At 68.2% G+C, this 14,956-nt stretch carries 15 protein-coding genes, 1 tRNA gene and 1 pseudogene; 6 read left to right on the top strand and 11 right to left on the bottom strand.

The window, feature by feature from the left end:
- Window positions 1–7: 7 nt before the first annotated feature.
- Together VI123_RS05615 and VI123_RS05610 are read right to left on the bottom strand one after the other, a co-directional pair.
- Window positions 8–1,516, bottom strand: coding sequence for a (R)-citramalate synthase (locus tag VI123_RS05615; RefSeq protein WP_336337058.1), 1,509 nt, complete (start codon window positions 1,514–1,516; stop codon window positions 8–10).
- A gap of 192 nt (window positions 1,517–1,708) precedes the next feature.
- Window positions 1,709–2,056 (bottom strand): DUF192 domain-containing protein, encoded by a 348-nt coding sequence (locus tag VI123_RS05610; protein ID WP_336337057.1) that lies wholly within the window; start codon window positions 2,054–2,056, stop codon window positions 1,709–1,711.
- Between the two features lie 81 nt (window positions 2,057–2,137).
- On the opposite strand from VI123_RS05610, the gene VI123_RS05605 reads away from it, so the two are divergent.
- From VI123_RS05605 to VI123_RS05590, 4 genes are all read left to right on the top strand, one after another.
- Window positions 2,138–2,686, top strand: a complete 549-nt coding sequence (locus VI123_RS05605; RefSeq protein ID WP_336337056.1) for a DUF7097 family protein — start codon at window positions 2,138–2,140, stop codon at window positions 2,684–2,686.
- 66 nt (window positions 2,687–2,752) lie between these two features.
- Window positions 2,753–3,850: an ATP-binding protein gene (locus VI123_RS05600; protein WP_336337055.1), complete on the top strand. Its 1,098-nt coding sequence runs from the start codon at window positions 2,753–2,755 to the stop codon at window positions 3,848–3,850.
- Between the two features lie 57 nt (window positions 3,851–3,907).
- Window positions 3,908–4,477, top strand: a complete 570-nt coding sequence (locus VI123_RS05595) for a GMP synthase subunit A (RefSeq protein WP_336337054.1) — start codon at window positions 3,908–3,910, stop codon at window positions 4,475–4,477.
- A gap of 48 nt (window positions 4,478–4,525) precedes the next feature.
- Complete coding sequence (locus VI123_RS05590; protein WP_336337053.1) at window positions 4,526–6,382, top strand: DUF2070 family protein; 1,857 nt, start codon at window positions 4,526–4,528, stop codon at window positions 6,380–6,382.
- A 41-nt stretch (window positions 6,383–6,423) separates the two neighbouring features.
- Here VI123_RS05590 and VI123_RS05585 read toward each other — a convergent pair.
- Window positions 6,424–6,508, bottom strand: a tRNA-Ser gene (locus VI123_RS05585).
- A gap of 85 nt (window positions 6,509–6,593) precedes the next feature.
- Here VI123_RS05585 and VI123_RS05580 point away from each other — a divergent pair.
- Window positions 6,594–7,541, top strand: coding sequence for an AAA family ATPase (locus VI123_RS05580; RefSeq protein ID WP_336337052.1), 948 nt, complete (start codon window positions 6,594–6,596; stop codon window positions 7,539–7,541).
- Here VI123_RS05580 and VI123_RS05575 read toward each other — a convergent pair.
- The 5 genes from VI123_RS05575 to VI123_RS05555 form a co-directional block, all read right to left on the bottom strand.
- The gene (locus VI123_RS05575; RefSeq protein WP_336337051.1) at window positions 7,538–7,948 is read right to left on the bottom strand and encodes a GtrA family protein; all 411 of its coding nucleotides are present in this window, start codon (window positions 7,946–7,948) and stop codon (window positions 7,538–7,540) included. The two genes, VI123_RS05580 and VI123_RS05575, sit on opposite strands and share 4 nt — an antisense overlap.
- Before the next feature lie 6 nt (window positions 7,949–7,954).
- On the bottom strand, window positions 7,955–9,373 hold the full coding sequence (locus tag VI123_RS05570) for a sulfatase-like hydrolase/transferase (protein ID WP_336337050.1): 1,419 nt from the start codon (window positions 9,371–9,373) through the stop codon (window positions 7,955–7,957).
- 190 nt (window positions 9,374–9,563) lie between these two features.
- On the bottom strand, window positions 9,564–11,282 hold the full coding sequence (locus VI123_RS05565; RefSeq protein WP_336337049.1) for an ABC1 kinase family protein: 1,719 nt from the start codon (window positions 11,280–11,282) through the stop codon (window positions 9,564–9,566).
- A gap of 18 nt (window positions 11,283–11,300) precedes the next feature.
- A complete protein-coding gene (locus VI123_RS05560; RefSeq protein ID WP_101350660.1) occupies window positions 11,301–11,657 on the bottom strand; it encodes an Hsp20/alpha crystallin family protein in 357 nt (118 codons plus the stop codon).
- 41 nt (window positions 11,658–11,698) lie between these two features.
- The gene (locus VI123_RS05555; protein WP_336337048.1) at window positions 11,699–12,472 is read right to left on the bottom strand and encodes a GIDE domain-containing protein; all 774 of its coding nucleotides are present in this window, start codon (window positions 12,470–12,472) and stop codon (window positions 11,699–11,701) included.
- A gap of 104 nt (window positions 12,473–12,576) precedes the next feature.
- Between VI123_RS05555 and VI123_RS05550 the strand changes: the two genes are divergently transcribed.
- Window positions 12,577–13,503 carry a molybdopterin-binding protein gene (locus tag VI123_RS05550; RefSeq protein ID WP_336337047.1) on the top strand — a complete coding sequence of 309 codons (927 nt, stop codon included), beginning with the start codon at window positions 12,577–12,579 and terminating at the stop codon, window positions 13,501–13,503.
- On the opposite strand, the gene VI123_RS05545 is transcribed toward VI123_RS05550, so the two are convergent.
- The 3 genes and pseudogenes from VI123_RS05545 to VI123_RS05535 all read right to left on the bottom strand — a co-directional run bounded on the left by VI123_RS05545 (window position 13,491) and on the right by VI123_RS05535 (window position 14,939).
- Entirely contained in the window at window positions 13,491–14,138 is a 648-nt protein-coding gene (locus VI123_RS05545; protein WP_336337046.1) for an HAD family hydrolase, read from the bottom strand. The genes VI123_RS05550 and VI123_RS05545 overlap by 13 nt on opposite strands.
- Before the next feature lie 87 nt (window positions 14,139–14,225).
- Window positions 14,226–14,659 (bottom strand): annotated as a pseudogene (gene lwrS, locus VI123_RS05540) (LWR-salt protein).
- 1 nt (window position 14,660) lies between these two features.
- A complete protein-coding gene (locus VI123_RS05535) occupies window positions 14,661–14,939 on the bottom strand; it encodes a 4a-hydroxytetrahydrobiopterin dehydratase (RefSeq protein ID WP_336337045.1) in 279 nt (92 codons plus the stop codon).
- Window positions 14,940–14,956 lie beyond the last annotated feature (17 nt).

Below are 14,956 nucleotides of genomic sequence, written 5' to 3'. Positions count from 1 at the left end.
CAGCTACTCAGTCGTCGGCGACGAGCGGTTCCTCGTCGTCGGCGACGAGCCGGTCCATCGCGTCCACCATCGCGCGCACGGACGCACGGGTGATGTCGGAGTCGCTGGCGGAGACGACGACGTGGTCGTCGCCGCGGGACATCTCGATTTCGACGGTCACGAGCGCGTCCGTCCCGCCGGTGATGGCGTCGACGTGGTAGGCTTCGAGCGTCGCGTCGGCGGTGTGGGACAGCGCCACCTCCGCGGCGTTCATCGCGGCGTCGACCGGTCCGGAGCCGACCGCCGCCTCCTTGCGCTCCTCGCCGTCGACCGCGAGCCGGACGCTGGCAGTCGGCGTATCGGAGCCGGAGACGGCGGTCAGGCCGAGCAGTTCGACCCGGCGGTCGCGCGCGTCGCCGGTCACCTCGTCGGCGATGGTCAGCAGATCGGCGTCGGTGACCCGCTTGCCGCGGTCGCCGATTTCCTTGACGCGGGCGACGATGTCCGAGAGCTGGTCCTCGGTCACCTCCACGTCGTGTTCGTCGAGGGCGGCCCGGACCCCCGCGCGGCCGGCGTGCTTGCCGAGCGCGAGGCGGCGCTCGCGGCCGACCTTCTCGGGTGGGTACGGCTCGTACATCGAGTCGTCCTTGAGCGTCCCGTCGGTGTGGATGCCGGACTCGTGGGTGAAGGCGTTCTCGCCGACCACGGCCTTGTTCGGGGCCAGCGGGATGCCGGTCCGGTTGGCGATGAGCTGGGCGAGGTCGTGGACCTCGGTCAGGTCCATCGTCTCGACCCCGTAACCGTGGTCCAGCGCGATTGCGACCTCCTCCAGTGCGACGTTGCCGGCCCGTTCGCCGATGCCGTTGATGGTCCCGTGGACGAGGTCCGCGCCCGCCGCGATGGAGACCAGGGCGTTCGTCACCGCGAGCCCCAGGTCGTCGTGGGTGTGGGTGCTGACCGGTCCCAGGTCCGAGAGCCGCGAGACGCATTCGAGGGCCCGGTCCGGCGTCGCGTGACCGACGGTATCGGCCCAGCAGACGCGGTCCGCGCCGGCGTCGATTGCGGCTCCGAGCAGCTCTTCGAGGTAGTCCAGGTCGGCCCGCGAGCCGTCCTCGCCGATGACCTCGACCCACAGACCGTGGTCGGTGGCGTACTCCACCAGTTCGACGGTCATCTCGACGTTCTCGTCTTTCGAGGTCCCGACCTTCTGCTCGACGTGTTTGTCGCTGGCCGGAACGACGAGGTTGATGCCGTCGACACCACACTCCAGTGCGAGGTCGATGTCGTTCTGGATGCCGCGACAGAAGCTCGTCACCGTCGCGTCGAGGTCGAGCCCCGCGACCCGCGAGATGGTCTCGCGCTCGCCGGGCCCGGTACAGGCGCTCCCGGCTTCGATGACGTCGATACGCGCCGCGTCGAGCGAGCGGGCGATGTCGGCCTTGTCGTCCGGCGTCAGCGAGACCCCGGGCGCTTGCTCGCCGTCGCGCAGTGTCGTGTCGAGAAACTGTACCTCACCGACGTCTGAGAGGGCACGCATGGCTGGGTGCCCTCCGAATAAGGTGTTCTGACTCACAGAAGATACTCCATCACGCGCCACGAATTTCGCGGCCAGCCGCCTCGCGGCGACTTCCTCTATCCTCCGTCGGGTGTTCCGACATAGTGGTCTCTACTCTAATCTTCATGGTCTAAAAGGTGACGAAACCGACTACCACGCCCCCGAACGCACCGCTCAGGAGACGAGCCGAACCGTATCGCCCTCGGAGACGCCGGCGGCGGCACCGCCGGGGAGTTCGACGACGGTGTCCGCCTTCGCGTAGCCGACCGACCGCCAGGGTCTGAGAGTCTCGACGGCCTGAACCTCGTCGTCGACGAGCCAGAGCACGTCGAGGGGGAACCGGACGAACAGCATGTGGATGAACTGCCGGCTGGGCCGGTCGAACGGGAACACGAGCGCGTAGTCGTCGGGAATCGACGACCGGAACATCAGCCCCCGACTCTGTTCGAGGGGCGACTCGGCGTACGCTACCTCCGTCGCGAGGGGGCGGGCCGCGCCGTCGGGGTCGTGGACGAGCCGCATACCACCGCGGAGGCCACAGGAGTCAAAAAGCCTTCTGTCGGAACGGAGGGTTTGAGAGGCCGCGAGCCCACACCGTGACCTATGGAGAAGGCACCGGGGGGCACCTCCGTCGGCGTCGACGACCCGTACGACCACGTCCGGCGGTGCGACTTCGTCACCGACGAGGGGAAGTGTCGCTGGGCGCGCGAGCACGGCCACCACGACCCCGAGTTCGCCGACGCCCGCAGCGCCGACGGCTTCCGCTGTCCGGCGGCAGTCGCACCGGAGGACGCAGAGGCCGACGCAGAGCCGGAGTGGGACTGGAGCGACTGCCCGCACTTCCGCTCACGGAACCACGACCGGGAGTGCGTTCGCTGTGGGCTCGAAGAGCGGCGGATGGCCCACTCCGACGACCGACCGCTGCTCGAGGAACACCACCTCTCGTACCGCGGGGACGGCGAGGAGCTATCACACGAGATAACGGTATACCTCTGCCGGTGGTGTCACGCGAAGGTTCACCAGTCGTGGGCGCGGCTCGGCGACGACGCGAATCCGGACTCAGAAGCCATTGCAGAGCGTGAACAGCGCCGTTCTGAGGAACAGTCGGAACTGGGGTTCGAGTCGGCCGCCGACCGCTACGACGGTTCGTGACTCTGGCTATCAGAATTAATAACTGGCGGCCGAATAATAAGTAGTCATACGATAACCGCACCTAGAGTGACCCCTCCCGTAATCACGAAACAGTCGTTAGGGACGGGGTACGTCGTCTCGGCCGGCGTCGTACTCTCCGGTGCGTTGCTCGCACACGGCGCGTATCTCGTCCAGCGGTCCCCGGTCGACGTGGTCATCCTCAGCGTGGGGTTGATACCGGCCCTCGTCCTGGTCGCGGCGAACTACTGGCTCCCGGTGAGCGGGCTGACCGGCGACCAGGTGTGGACCGCCGCGGAGTGGTGTGGGTTCGGCATCGCGCTGTTTACGCTCATCAACGTCGTCGTGTTGCTCGCCCCGATGCCACAGTCCTCGATGGTCCCGGCCATACTCGCGAGCGGCGTCGCAGTCGGGGGGTTCGGCGGCATCCTGTTCGGCTGGCTCCTCGAACTCCGGCGGTCCAGACGCCGGCTCGCCCAGAGCAACGAGGTGCTATTCCGGGTCCTCCGCCACGACCTCCGGAACGACCTCAACGTCGCGCTCGGGCACCTCGGCGAACTACAGCGGGAAGCGGCGGAGCGTGACGACCCCAAGACGCGTGCACACGTCGAGAAACTGAGCGACACCGTCGACGACATCATCGGCACTTCGGAGAAGGCGAGACAGATAGAGTTCGCGTTCGACGCGGACCGCCGCGCACAGCAGCCAGTCGACGTCGTGCCGCGAATCCGCGAACAGACCGAGAAGATAACGCAGTCCCACCCCGAGACGACGGTCGAACTCGACCTCCCGGCGCAGTCGCACGTGTACGCCGACTGGCTGCTGGACACCGTGTTGCAAAACGTCATCGAGAACGCGGTCGTCCACTGCGAGGAGACCCCGACGCTGTACGTATCGGTCGAGGAACGGGGCCGAACCGTGTTCGTCCACATCGGCGACAACTGTCCGTCGATTCCACAGCACGAACGGGCGGTCCTCGACAGCGGCACGGAGACGCAACTGCGCCACTCGAAGGGCATCGGGCTGTGGCTGACGACGTGGATTGTCGAGAGTTACGGCGGAGCGGTCCACCTCACGACGTCGGACGACGGCAACACCGTGACGCTCGAACTGCGTGGCCCGACGGCCCTCGACGAACTCCGCCGGACCCTCCGAACGTGGCCCTGACCGGGGTTGTCGACCGCATCAGGAGATATATACGCCTTCGTGGCCTTCGCGTCAGTAATGACCCGAATCGACGTTATCGACAACCACGGACAGTTCACGCACCTGGAGCAGCGCGCGCTCCGGGACATGGGCGTCGACGTCTCGCTCAGGGACAACACGACCCCGCCCGAAGACATCGACGCCGACGGCATCGTCCTCTCCGGGGGCCCGGACATGGACGACATCGGCAACTGCCCCGCGTACCTCGACCTCGACGTGCCCGTGCTGGGCATCTGTCTGGGGATGCAGCTCATCGCCGACGAACTCGGCGGCCGGGTCGGCAGCGGCGAGTACGGCGGATACGCGGACGTGACCGTCGAGATTCTCGACGACGACGACCCGCTGCTTGGCTCGCTGTACCCCGAGACGCGCGTGTGGGCCAGCCACGCGGACGAGGTCAAGGAGGTCCCGCCGGGTTTCAAGCGGACCGCGACCTCGGACGTCTGTGGCGTCGAGGCGATGAGCAACACCGACGAGGCGATATACGGCGTCCAGTGGCACCCGGAAGTCGCCCACACCGAAGAGGGCGAGGAAGTGTTCGAGAACTTCCTGTCGGTCTGTGACCGGCGGTCCGTCGCCCGCCAGTAGCCGATGATGTGACTGGTTTTATATTCGCTCGTAGGGTGTGATACGTAAATGACGGCGACACAGGGCAACCTCGCCAGCCTCTCGCGGTTCATTTTCCGGGCTCCGACCTGGTACACGAGTCTGGCCTTCGCGCTGGTCATCGCCGCGATGACCGGGGTCGTCGCCTTCGACTCGCGGTTCATCCTCGACGACGCCTGGCAGGGCGTGTTCCTCATCGGCCTGCCGACCTCCATCGCCAGTGCCGTCACGCCGTGGGTCGACCGGCAACTGGGCGGGCAGCTGACCCCGAACCGGGCCACCCTGCTCGCGCTCATCTGTGAGCTCATCACGATTGCGATGCTCACCGTCGCCGGCGTCATCGCCGTCCTCACCGTCCGACTCGGCCAGAACTTCGTCTTCGACGTGCTGTTGGTCGCGCTGGCGTCGATTTTCGCGCTCCGGCTGCTGGTCCTGATGGCCGTCTCGCGGCACTCGCTGCTGAAGGCCGCGGTTCCGGCGAGCGTCCAGACGGTCACCGCCGCGGTGTTGCTGGCGATATACAGCGGCGCGACCGCGTTCATCCTCGAAGACCCGATGCTCCGGGAGTACCTCTCCCGCCCGGAGGAGGTGCCCCCGCAGGTACAGGGGTTCATCCCGCAGGACTTCATCATCCTCGCGGTCATCTGTGTCATCTACGCGCTGGCGGTCTGGCTGTTTCTGGTCGTCATCGACCAGCCGTGGCGCTCCTCGCTGGGCGTCTCGGCGCTGGATTTCCTCCGTGGCTTCATCGGCCACATCGCCGAGGGGACCCGCGAACTGGAGGAGTTCTTCGAGGACATCGGCGAGGAGGCCGTCGTCCCGGTCACCGTGTTGTCGGTCCGCCGACCCGACGGGGAGGAGAAGGCGCGGTTCGTCCTGCCGATGATTCACCCCGGCCCGATGGGGGAAATCGGGGGCGGGAACCTCCCCAGACGCGTCGCCGAGTCGGCCGACGGCCTGGCCTTCCCGCCGCACGCGACCGCCGGCCACGACTTCAACCTCGTCACCGAGCGGGAGGTCGACAAAATCCTCGTGACCGCCGAGACGGCGTACCAGAACCTCGAATACGACGACCAGGCGACAGCGGGCCACCGGGTCACCGAGGGCGAGGCCACGCTGACGGGCCAGGCGTTCGGCTCGGACGCCCTCGTCGTGAACACGTACGCGCCGGGCTGTGCCGACGACGTGGAGTACGCGGTGGGCCTCTCGGCCATGTCGGAGGCGCGGGTCGACGGACTGGACGACGTGCTCCTGGTCGACGCCCACAACTGCAACGACGGGCTGGAGGGCGACGACCTCGGTCACGTCGTCCCCGGCAGCCAGCGGTCCTTCGACATGCTCCACGGGGCCGGACAGCTCGGTGGCCTGCTCACGGAGGCCGAGACCGGCCGGCTCCGCTGTGGCGTCGCCTGGGACGAGACCCCCTGGGAACCCGAAGACGGCGTCGGTCCGCTCGGCATCCGCGTCTGCGTCTTCGAGGTGGCGGGCCAGCGAACGGCCTACGTCCTCATCGACGGCAACAACATGGAGCCCGGTCTCCGCGAGCGCATCGTCGACGCCGTCAACGGCGTGGACGTCATGGAGGTGATGACCAGCGACACGCACATCGTCAACACCGTCGAAGCCGAGAACCAGGTCGGGCAGGCGATTCCCGAGAAGGAAGTCGTCGCGCTCATCGAGGACCTCGTCGACAGGGCGGTCGCCGACCTCGAACCCGTCGAAGCCGGAATGGCAAGCGAGCAGGCGACCGTGACGGTGTTCGGCAACGACCGCACCGAGACGCTGGCCTCGACCGCCAACGCGATGGTCTCGATGGGCGGCGCGCTGGCTGTGGCGTTCATCCTCGCGGTGATGACCGTCAGCGTGCTGATATTCCTGCTGACGTGAGCGGCGACCGCGGCCGTCGCTCGTGCGTCGATTGCAGAGAACGCCGAGGAGGAGATTTGAACTCCTGAGTCCGTGAGGACAGTTGCTCTCGAAGCAACCGCCTTGGCCAGGCTAGGCTACCTCGGCTCACCCGTCAGTACCGCCGTTTGCTCTTTAGGGGTTTCGATTTCGGTCTCGATACCCATTTACCGGCCCCGCAACATGACAGGCTATGGACGCTACCGAGGCGAGCGAGGTGTCGACGCAGATACTCGACGAAATCGGGAGTGCCGTCATCGCCGACCGCGGCTTCTTCGAGACGGTGCTGCTGGGCGTCGTTGCGAATGGTCACGTCCTTCTGGAAGACGTGCCCGGCACGGGAAAGACGCTGACCGCCCGCAGCGTCGCGACCGCGCTCGGGCTGTCTTTCTCCCGGATTCAGTTCACGCCGGACCTCCTGCCGGCCGACATCACCGGGACGCACATCTTCAACGAGGAGTCCCGGAGCTTCGAGTTCACCGAAGGTCCGGTGTTCGCCAACGTCGTGCTGGCCGACGAAATCAACCGCGCGCCGCCCAAGACCCAGTCGGCCCTGCTGGAAGCGATGGAGGAGGGGCAGGTCACCGTCGACGGGGACACTTACCACTTGCCAGAGCCGTTCTTCGTCATCGCCACGCAGAACCCCGTTGACATGGAGGGGACCTTCGAACTCCCCGAAGCCCAGGTCGACCGGTTCCTCGCGAAGACCTCGCTGGGCTACCCCGACGACGAGGGCGAGGTCGAACTCCTCCGACGACGGGCCGGGCGGACGACACAGAGCCCGACCGTGGAACCGGTCCTCGACGCGGCGTCGGTCGAGGAACTCCGGGCGGTCCCGGAGTCGGTCACCGTCGACGACGACCTGCTGCGGTACATGGCCGACCTCGCGCGGGCGACCAGGGACGACTACCGCGTGGACGTTGGGGTCTCCCCGCGCGGGACCCAGCGGCTGTTCGAGGCGGCGCGGGCGATGGCGACAATCGCCGGCCGGGAGTACGTCGCCCCGGACGACGTCAAGCGGGTCGCACAGCCGGTGCTGGCACACAGGCTGGTGTTGACACCCGACGCTCGGGTCGAACAGGTCGACAAGAAGACGGTCGTCCAGAGCGTGCTCGACGAGGTACCCGTGCCGACCGTCTAACCCCACGTCCAGTGGGCGTCGAGCGCGTAGCGGTACACGCCGGTGATGACGATAGCGCCGCCGTTCCCCAGGAGGTACGCGACGCCGCCCCAGGTGACGAACGCGTAGAGGAGGCCCAGCTGCAGCGGGATGGCCGTCCCGCGGACGAGGTTCGTCTTCCCCATCCCCACCACGTACTCTCTGAGCGTCGAGTGCTGCGAGCGGTGGAACGTCCAGGCGTTGTTGAGGACGTACTGGAACAGTATCGTGAACTCGATGGCGAGCGCCGCCCCGAAGATGTAGTTCAAACCGCCGATGTCGACGAACGACCACAGCAGCGCCGTCTGGACGGTAGCTGCGACGACGCCGACGAGGAAGAACCGGACGAGTTGCTGTCGCCGGGCCGGTGTGACGACAGCGGACGCCATACAGCCTTACTGATAACCGAGCGCCTTTAATCGTGCTGTTATCTCGTCGGACGCCTCGGTGTTTTCCGCCCCCGTCCCGTCGCTGTCGAGGTCGGCGAGATGGTCGGCGACGGCCTCGGAGAGCCGGTCGAGAACGGTCGCCGGCGGGTCGCTATCGTTCGATTCCGCGCACAAGTCGACCTGTTCCTCGGGGTCGTCCGTCCGGTCGTACAGCTCCCGGCGGCCCGACTCCGTGAACTCGATGTACGTGTACCGCTCGTCGCGTGCGCTGAGGAGGAGTTCGCCGTCCGCGCGGCTCCGGGGAATCGGCTGGCTGGTCACGCTCTCGCCCCGGACCGCCGCGGAGACGATTGGGCCGCGGTCCGCGATGACCTCGCCGTCGACCGCCGGGGCGACCGAGGCCCCGTCCCACTCCGGCGCCGGCGTGAGCGACAGCAGGTCACACACCGTCGGCGCGATGGTGTCGAGGCCGACCGGCGTCTCGACCGACTGGCGCTCGCTGTCGGGCGTCGAGACGATGTACGGCACGTCGATGAGCTCCCGGTAGAGCTTGGGGTAGTGCGCGAGGTGCCCGTGTTCGAGGAACTCCTCGCCGTGGTCGCCGGCGACGACGACGGCCGTCTCCTCGCGGTGGCCCTCGCTTTCGAGGGTGTCGAGGAGCCGGCCGATGCTGGCGTCGACCTGCCGAACCGTCGCCTCGTACAGCGTCCGGAGCGTCTCCAGCGTCCGGTCGTCGACCTCCCAGCCCAGCCCCGTCCGGAGGTGGGCGTTGAGCATCCGGAGGACGCCGAAGTGGTTGTCCGACACCTCGCGGATGTGTCGCGGGGCCGGGACGTACGGCGTGTGCGTGTCCATGTAGTGCACCCACAGGAAGAACGGCCCGTCGGTCGTCTCCAGGAACTCGGTCGCGCGGTCTTCGAGGTCGCCCATCCGGGACACGTCGGCGAAGGGGCGCTCGTCGGACCCGCCGCTGAGAACGGTCGCGGCGCGGCGGAACGGCGAGGTCCCGAGCTGGACCCACGCCTGGACGGTCGGGTGGGCTGCCAGGTACTTGCTGTAACCGCCGCTGTCGACGAACGGCTCGAACTCGTCGAACCCCCGGTCGTACCCCCAGTGGTCCGTGAGAAAGCCGTTCGCGGCGTTGAACCCCGCCGTCTCGATGCCAGCGTCGGACACCTGCTCGGCTAGGGTCGGCGTCGACGCCAGTCCGATGTCGTCGCTCTCGGCGAACACCGGCCGCGAGCCGTGGATGCTGGGGAACGAGAACGGCGTCCAGTTCCCCTGTGCGACGGCGTTCTCGAAGACGACGCCCGATTCGGCGAGCGAGTCTATGACGGGGGAGACGCTGTCGGTGCCGCCCAGCGCGTCCGCCCGCAGCGAGTCGACCGTGACGAGCACCACGTTGTTCGTCGCTGGGGCTGTCATCGTCGGCCCGCCCTCCCCCTGGACGGTACCGGGACCGACGTATCGCGCCCGCGGGGCCGGGGTCGCACCCGGCACGTACCACCGAATTCTCTCATACCCCGTATACCAGACACTGAATACTGAACGTTCCGGATAAATTCAGGCGGGGATACTAGAACCATACACTGCTACGCCGGCCCGCTCGACCCCGTCAGTCGCCGCCGTAGGCGTCGTCGGTGTCCTCGCCGAAGGCGGTGTTGAGCCCGCCCGGGCTCTCCCGGTCGCGCTCGCGCATGCTCTGGCGGGTGAACTGTGGCTTGGCGCGGACGGTCTTCTTCGAGCGGAACGACCACCACAGCGCCAGTGACAGGCCGACCGTGCCGGCGATGCCGACCCCGGTGGCCGGCAGCGACGCCTGCGTGTAGAGAAACGCCGTCGAGAACAGCGTGCTCGCGAGCAACATCCCGAGGATGAGACGCTTGGTCAGCGTCGCCAGCAGGCCGTCGGAGTCCTCGATGTCGGCCTGCACGCGGAAGTCCTCCCGCTCGACCCTGTCGAGGACGGACTCCAGTTTCGGCGGGATGCGGACGGCCGACCGGGCCGCGTCGGACACCTCCGTGGCCCGGTCCTCGACGAAGTTCCGCACGCCCTCAGCGAGGTACCCCTCCTCGCGCAGGTAGTCGGTGGCGACGCCGATGAAGTCGAAGTCCTCGTCGAGCGTGACGCAGACGCCCTCGACGACCGTGGCGACCCGCAACACGAGCGCCAGGTTCGCCGGCAGTCGGAGCGGGAACTCGTAGATGGTGTCTTCGACCTGCTGAATTATCTGCTGGACGCGGTACTGCTCGATGTCCTCGCCGCGGGCGTCGGCGATGGCCAGTTCCATCACGTCGCCCATCACCTGCCGGTCGGCCTCCGGCGAGAGCGTCCCCATCTCGATGAGCGCGTCGAGGATGGCGTCGATGTCCTGGTCGGCGACGGCGGCGTAGAAGTCGATTATCTTGTCCTGGACGAACGGGTCGACCCGGCCCGACATCCCGAAGTCGTAGAAGACGAGCGTCCCGTCGTCCTGGACCGCGAGGTTGCCCGGGTGGGGGTCGGCGTGGAACACGCCGTCGTCGATAATCATCTGGAGGTACGCCCGCTGGAGCGTCTCGGCCAGTTCCGTCCGGTCGATGCCGCCCGCGTCGAGGCTGTCGATGTCGTTTATCTTCGTGCCGGGGACGTACTCCATCGTCAGGACCCGCTGTGTGGAGTGGGACTCCTCGACCTTGGGGATGCAGATGCGGTCGTTGTCCCGGAAGTTCTCCCGGATTTCGGTGAGCATGCGCCCCTCACGCTGGTAGTCCATCTCCTCGCGGATGGTCTTCGAGAACTCGTCGGCCAGCGTCTCCAGCGAGAACGACCGGGAGTCGTCGATGAAATACATCAGCAGCGGGAGCGACCAGCGGACGACCCGCAGGTCGGCCTCGACGAGCGCCTCGATGCCGGGGCGGCGAATCTTGACCGCGACTTTCTCGCCGTCGACCTCCGCCAGGTACACCTGCCCGAGCGACGCCCCGCTTATCGCCTCCGTCTCGAACTCGTCGAAGCGGTCGTCGACGGGTCCCAGTTCGTCCTCCAGGACGACCCGTGCCTCGTCCCAGTCCGCCGGCGGCACGCGGTCCTGTAGCTTCGAGAACTCCTCGATGTACTCCGGCGGCAGGACGTCGGGCCGCGTCGAGAGGATTTGCCCGAGTTTGATGAACGTCGGGCCGAGCGTCAACAGCGAGTCGAGCAGTTGCTGTGCCCGCTTCCGGCGCTGTTCGGGCGTGACGCGGCGCGACGAGCCGACCACGAAGAACCGCTTCCGGTCCCGTGCGTACGCGACCAACAGAGGCAGGAAGTGGCGGGCGACGACGAGGAACCGCCAGTACGCGCGAAGGTTCACCGGCTTGCCACCTCTGGGTCAGTCCCCGTCGATGGGAATCGTCGTGCTCGGTGCCGCTGTCGCCTTCGGCAGGCGGAGTTCGAGGACGCCGTTTTCCACGGTCCCTTCACCGCCCTGCCCGGTCGTGTCCGGCGGGAGCGGGAGTTCGGCGTCGAGGAACACGGAGCGGTCCTCGCGGACGAAGGTGAACTCCCCGGGAACGTCCTTGGTCCGTTGCCCGTCGATACGAAGGCGGCCCCCTTCAACGGTCACGTCGATTGTGTCCGCGGTCACGCCCGGCAGGTCGAGCACGAGGAGGTATTCGTCCTCGGATTCGAGCACGTCCGCGAACACGGCGTCGGGGAGGTCCCGAAGCGCTTCACGCAGGGCAGACATGCGCCCACCTAAGTGGTACGCAGTGGTAAACCCGACGGTCTCTACCACACGGACAGGAGGGCGACGCTGCCGACGACGACGGCCAGCAGCCCGAACGCCGTCTCGACGACCGCGCCCCGCACAATCCGCCAGGCGGTGGCGCGCTCGCTGGCGTCGGAGACGACGAACACCGGCGTCCCGTCGCCGTCCCCGACGACGGCGTCGACGAGGTTGCTCCCCCACTCCGTCGCGGGGCCGCGGGTCGCCTGGCCGTAGACGTACACGTCCTCGCCGACGTCCAGCCGGCGCTCGGTGAAGCGCTGTTTGTTCCCCAGACTGAGCTCCGTCACGAGCAGGTTCACGGACCCGTCCTGTGCCTCGACGGCCTCCGTCCGCTCGACGTACTCGGCCAGGCGTTCGGGAAGCTCCGTGCCGGGCGCGACGGTGACCGACTGGGGCTCGAACCGCACGTCCGCGCCCTCGGGATTCACGCGGACGCGGGCAGTTCCGTCGTCGACGACGAAGTCGACGCCGGCCTGTCCGGCGTCGAGCGTCTCCCAGCTGGAGTGTTTCCCCGACGAGCGGAACTCCTCGACTTCGTAGGTGTAGGCCAGACACTCGCTGCCGGTGAAGGGAGCCGTGACCGTCCCGGCGTCCTCGTCGGCGACGGCCGTGCCGGTGATTTCGACGGGGCCGGCGTGTCCGTCGAGCGAACGCACCGGGACCGGGTCGTTGCGGAGGATGTGGAACACGGTTCGGAGTTCCCGGCCGCCGCGGACGAGCAGGAACCCGCCGACGACCAGGAACACGGTAGCGACCAGTTGCGGGAGGACCATACGTCGACGCCGTCGCCGACGGAAAAAAGCGTTCCCGGTCCCGCGGTGACGACGAGATGGGGTCGCTACGAGGCGCTTTTGACACAGCGGCCGCTAGGGCGGGTATGGCTGGTTCCTCGCCGTCGGACGCCGAGTCGCTTCCGCTGGAGACCGCACGCCGACGGGTCGGCAGCGTCGCCGGCCCCGTCGACCGGACGGACCGGATTCCACTCTCCGTCGCCGTCGGCCGGGTCCTGGCGACGGACGCGACGGCGAACGACCCCGTCGCGGCGGCCGACCGCAGCGCCGGTGACGCCGTCTTCGAGCGGAGCCACCAGATACGGCCCGGCGACGTGGGCCTGCTGAGAGCCGCCGGCGTCACCGAACTGCTCGTCCGCCAGCGACCGCAGGTGGGTATCCTGCCCACGGGCGACGAACTCCAGCGGACCGGCGACGAGTCCCCACAGGCCGAGACGGCGGGGTTCACGCTGGCGCAGTACGTCGACCGCTGGGGCGGCAAGGTGACCTACCGGGACCCCGTCGCCGACGACGCGCCGGCGCTCCGGATGGCAGTCCAGCGCGACCTCACCCGTGACCTCCTCGTCGTCACCGGGACGGAGCCGGGCGACACGCTCAGGGACGTCGTCGCCGAACTCGGCGACGTGCTCACGGACACCGTCGCTGTCGACCCCGGCGGCCGGACCGGGCTGGCCGTCGTCGAGGACCGGCCGGTGGTGTTGCTGCCGGAGTCGCCGACCGGAGCGCGCGTCAGCGCCGTCCAACTCGTTCGCCCGCTCCTGAAGTCGTTCGCCGACGCCCCGCTGTCCGCGCACCCACGGACGTCGGCGACCCTGACGGAGCGAATCGACAGCCGGGAAACGGTCCGGACGTTCGCGCCGGTCGCCGTAGACGACGGGACGGCGACGCCGCTGCCGGGCGCGGACCTCGCCGTGGCGACCCGGGCCGACGGCTGGGTGTCCGTGCCCGCGGACGAAGCCGGCCTCGAGTCCGGCACCACCGTCGGCGTCGAGGACTGGGACTACCTGCCCTGAGAGGCGGCGAGGTCGAGCAGTGAGGCGACGCGCCTGTCGCCTCGCACGCACCGACCCGTCTCCGCCGGGGACCGCCGCCCGACGTGGACCCCGTCGAGGCCCGCGTTCCACGCCGCGCCGATGTCGGACGGGTTGTCGCCGGCGAGCACGCCGCGGTGGCCGTCGGCCCCGACGTCCATCTCCCGCATCGCCAGTTCCACGGGCCTCGGGTCGGGCTTCCAGCCGACGTCGTCGTCACAGCAGACGACCGTCTCGAACCAGTCGGCGATGTCCAAGTGGTCGAGGACCGGGTCGGTGAGGTACTGCTGGCAGTGCGTGACCAGCCCGACCGGCCCGGTGAGGGTGGCGAGAAACGCCTCGGCGTCGTCGTAGAGGTACGTCGCCTCCGCCCGGGCGACGGGGTCTTCCTCCTCGTGGAACAGCCGCCAGAACTCCCGCTGGTCGACGCCCCGCTCCGCGAGCGTCCGCGACCGCGTCCCACCGAACCCGTACCAGAGCGCGTCCCGCTCCCGCTCCGTGAACTCGACGCCGAGGCGGTCGCCGACGGCGCCCATCACTTTCCGGGGATACGCTGGCTCGATGTCGACGAGCGTCCCGTCGAGGTCGAACAGCCAGAAGTCGTAGTCGGTGGTCATTGGGGGTCAGTTCGTTGGGGAGTTTCGGATATAGTCTTTCGGGCCCTACGACCGGTTTTGACGCGTATAACACGCTGTAGGCGGTGACTACGCGACGTCGCCGCCCGGCTCCACGCGTATCGAACTGCCGAGGTACTTGGTGAGTACGTCGCTGACCGACTCGGCGTTGAACAGGGACAGGTCGCCGGCGATGGCGGTTTTCAGCGCAGCCAGGTGCGCCTCGTCGGTCCGGAGTTCGCTGAACGACGCCGAGACGACCGGACAGCCGAGTTCGTCCGCGACGAGCCGCCGGAAATGCGGTTCGTCGGCCAGTTCGCCCCGCCAGAGGGTGTCCCGGAAGAACAGCCACCCGTCGGTTCCCGGTTCGTCGGCCGCCCGGGACAGCGTCGTCTCGAACCGGTCGGGGTCGAGCCACAGTCCCGGCGCGTCCGGCTCCGGGTCGACCTCGATGCGGAAGACGTACCGCGCGGTTCGCCGTCCGGGTCGGTCGGCCGGAGGGCGGCGAGTCCGTCGGCGGGCACGTCAGTCGTGGATGCCGTTCAGCCGCTCGGCGAGGTCGATGTCGTTGTCGGTGATGCCGCCGGCGTCGTGGGTCGTGAGCCGGACCTCGACTTCGCCCCAGCGGATGGTCATCTCCGGGTGATGCCACGCGTCCTCTGCGAGGCCGGCCGCGGCGCTCAGAAAGCCCGACGCGTCCAGGTAGCCGTCGAACTCGAAGACGCGCACGATTTCGTCGCCGTCGCGGCTCCACCCGTCGGGTAGCCGGTCGCTAATCTCCTCGTCGGAGAGCAGGTCTGCCATACTGCATGGGTCGGGCG

It is taken from the genome of Haloarcula sp. DT43 (assembly GCF_037078405.1).
GTDB classification, from domain to species: domain Archaea; phylum Halobacteriota; class Halobacteria; order Halobacteriales; family Haloarculaceae; genus Haloarcula; species Haloarcula brevis.
The sequence above is the reverse complement of the archived record's forward strand: the minus strand, read 5'-3'. Positions and strand labels throughout refer to the sequence as shown.

Bases quoted from the DNA above. Each gene is read 5' to 3' on its own strand.
- VI123_RS05615 (WP_336337058.1), bottom strand. From the start codon at position 1,516: ATGCGTGCCCTCTCAGACGTCGGTGAGGTACAGTTTCTCGACACGACA.
- VI123_RS05610 (WP_336337057.1), bottom strand. From the start codon at position 2,056: ATGCGGCTCGTCCACGACCCCGACGGCGCGGCCCGCCCCCTCGCGACG.
- VI123_RS05605 (WP_336337056.1), top strand. From the start codon at position 2,138: ATGGAGAAGGCACCGGGGGGCACCTCCGTCGGCGTCGACGACCCGTAC.
- VI123_RS05595 (WP_336337054.1), top strand. From the start codon at position 3,908: ATGACCCGAATCGACGTTATCGACAACCACGGACAGTTCACGCACCTG.
- VI123_RS05590 (WP_336337053.1), top strand. From the start codon at position 4,526: ATGACGGCGACACAGGGCAACCTCGCCAGCCTCTCGCGGTTCATTTTC.
- VI123_RS05580 (WP_336337052.1), top strand. From the start codon at position 6,594: ATGGACGCTACCGAGGCGAGCGAGGTGTCGACGCAGATACTCGACGAA.
- VI123_RS05575 (WP_336337051.1), bottom strand. From the start codon at position 7,948: ATGGCGTCCGCTGTCGTCACACCGGCCCGGCGACAGCAACTCGTCCGG.
- VI123_RS05570 (WP_336337050.1), bottom strand. From the start codon at position 9,373: ATGACAGCCCCAGCGACGAACAACGTGGTGCTCGTCACGGTCGACTCG.
- VI123_RS05560 (WP_101350660.1), bottom strand. From the start codon at position 11,657: ATGTCTGCCCTGCGTGAAGCGCTTCGGGACCTCCCCGACGCCGTGTTC.
- VI123_RS05555 (WP_336337048.1), bottom strand. From the start codon at position 12,472: ATGGTCCTCCCGCAACTGGTCGCTACCGTGTTCCTGGTCGTCGGCGGG.
- VI123_RS05550 (WP_336337047.1), top strand. From the start codon at position 12,577: ATGGCTGGTTCCTCGCCGTCGGACGCCGAGTCGCTTCCGCTGGAGACC.
- VI123_RS05545 (WP_336337046.1), bottom strand. From the start codon at position 14,138: ATGACCACCGACTACGACTTCTGGCTGTTCGACCTCGACGGGACGCTC.
- VI123_RS05535 (WP_336337045.1), bottom strand. From the start codon at position 14,939: ATGGCAGACCTGCTCTCCGACGAGGAGATTAGCGACCGGCTACCCGAC.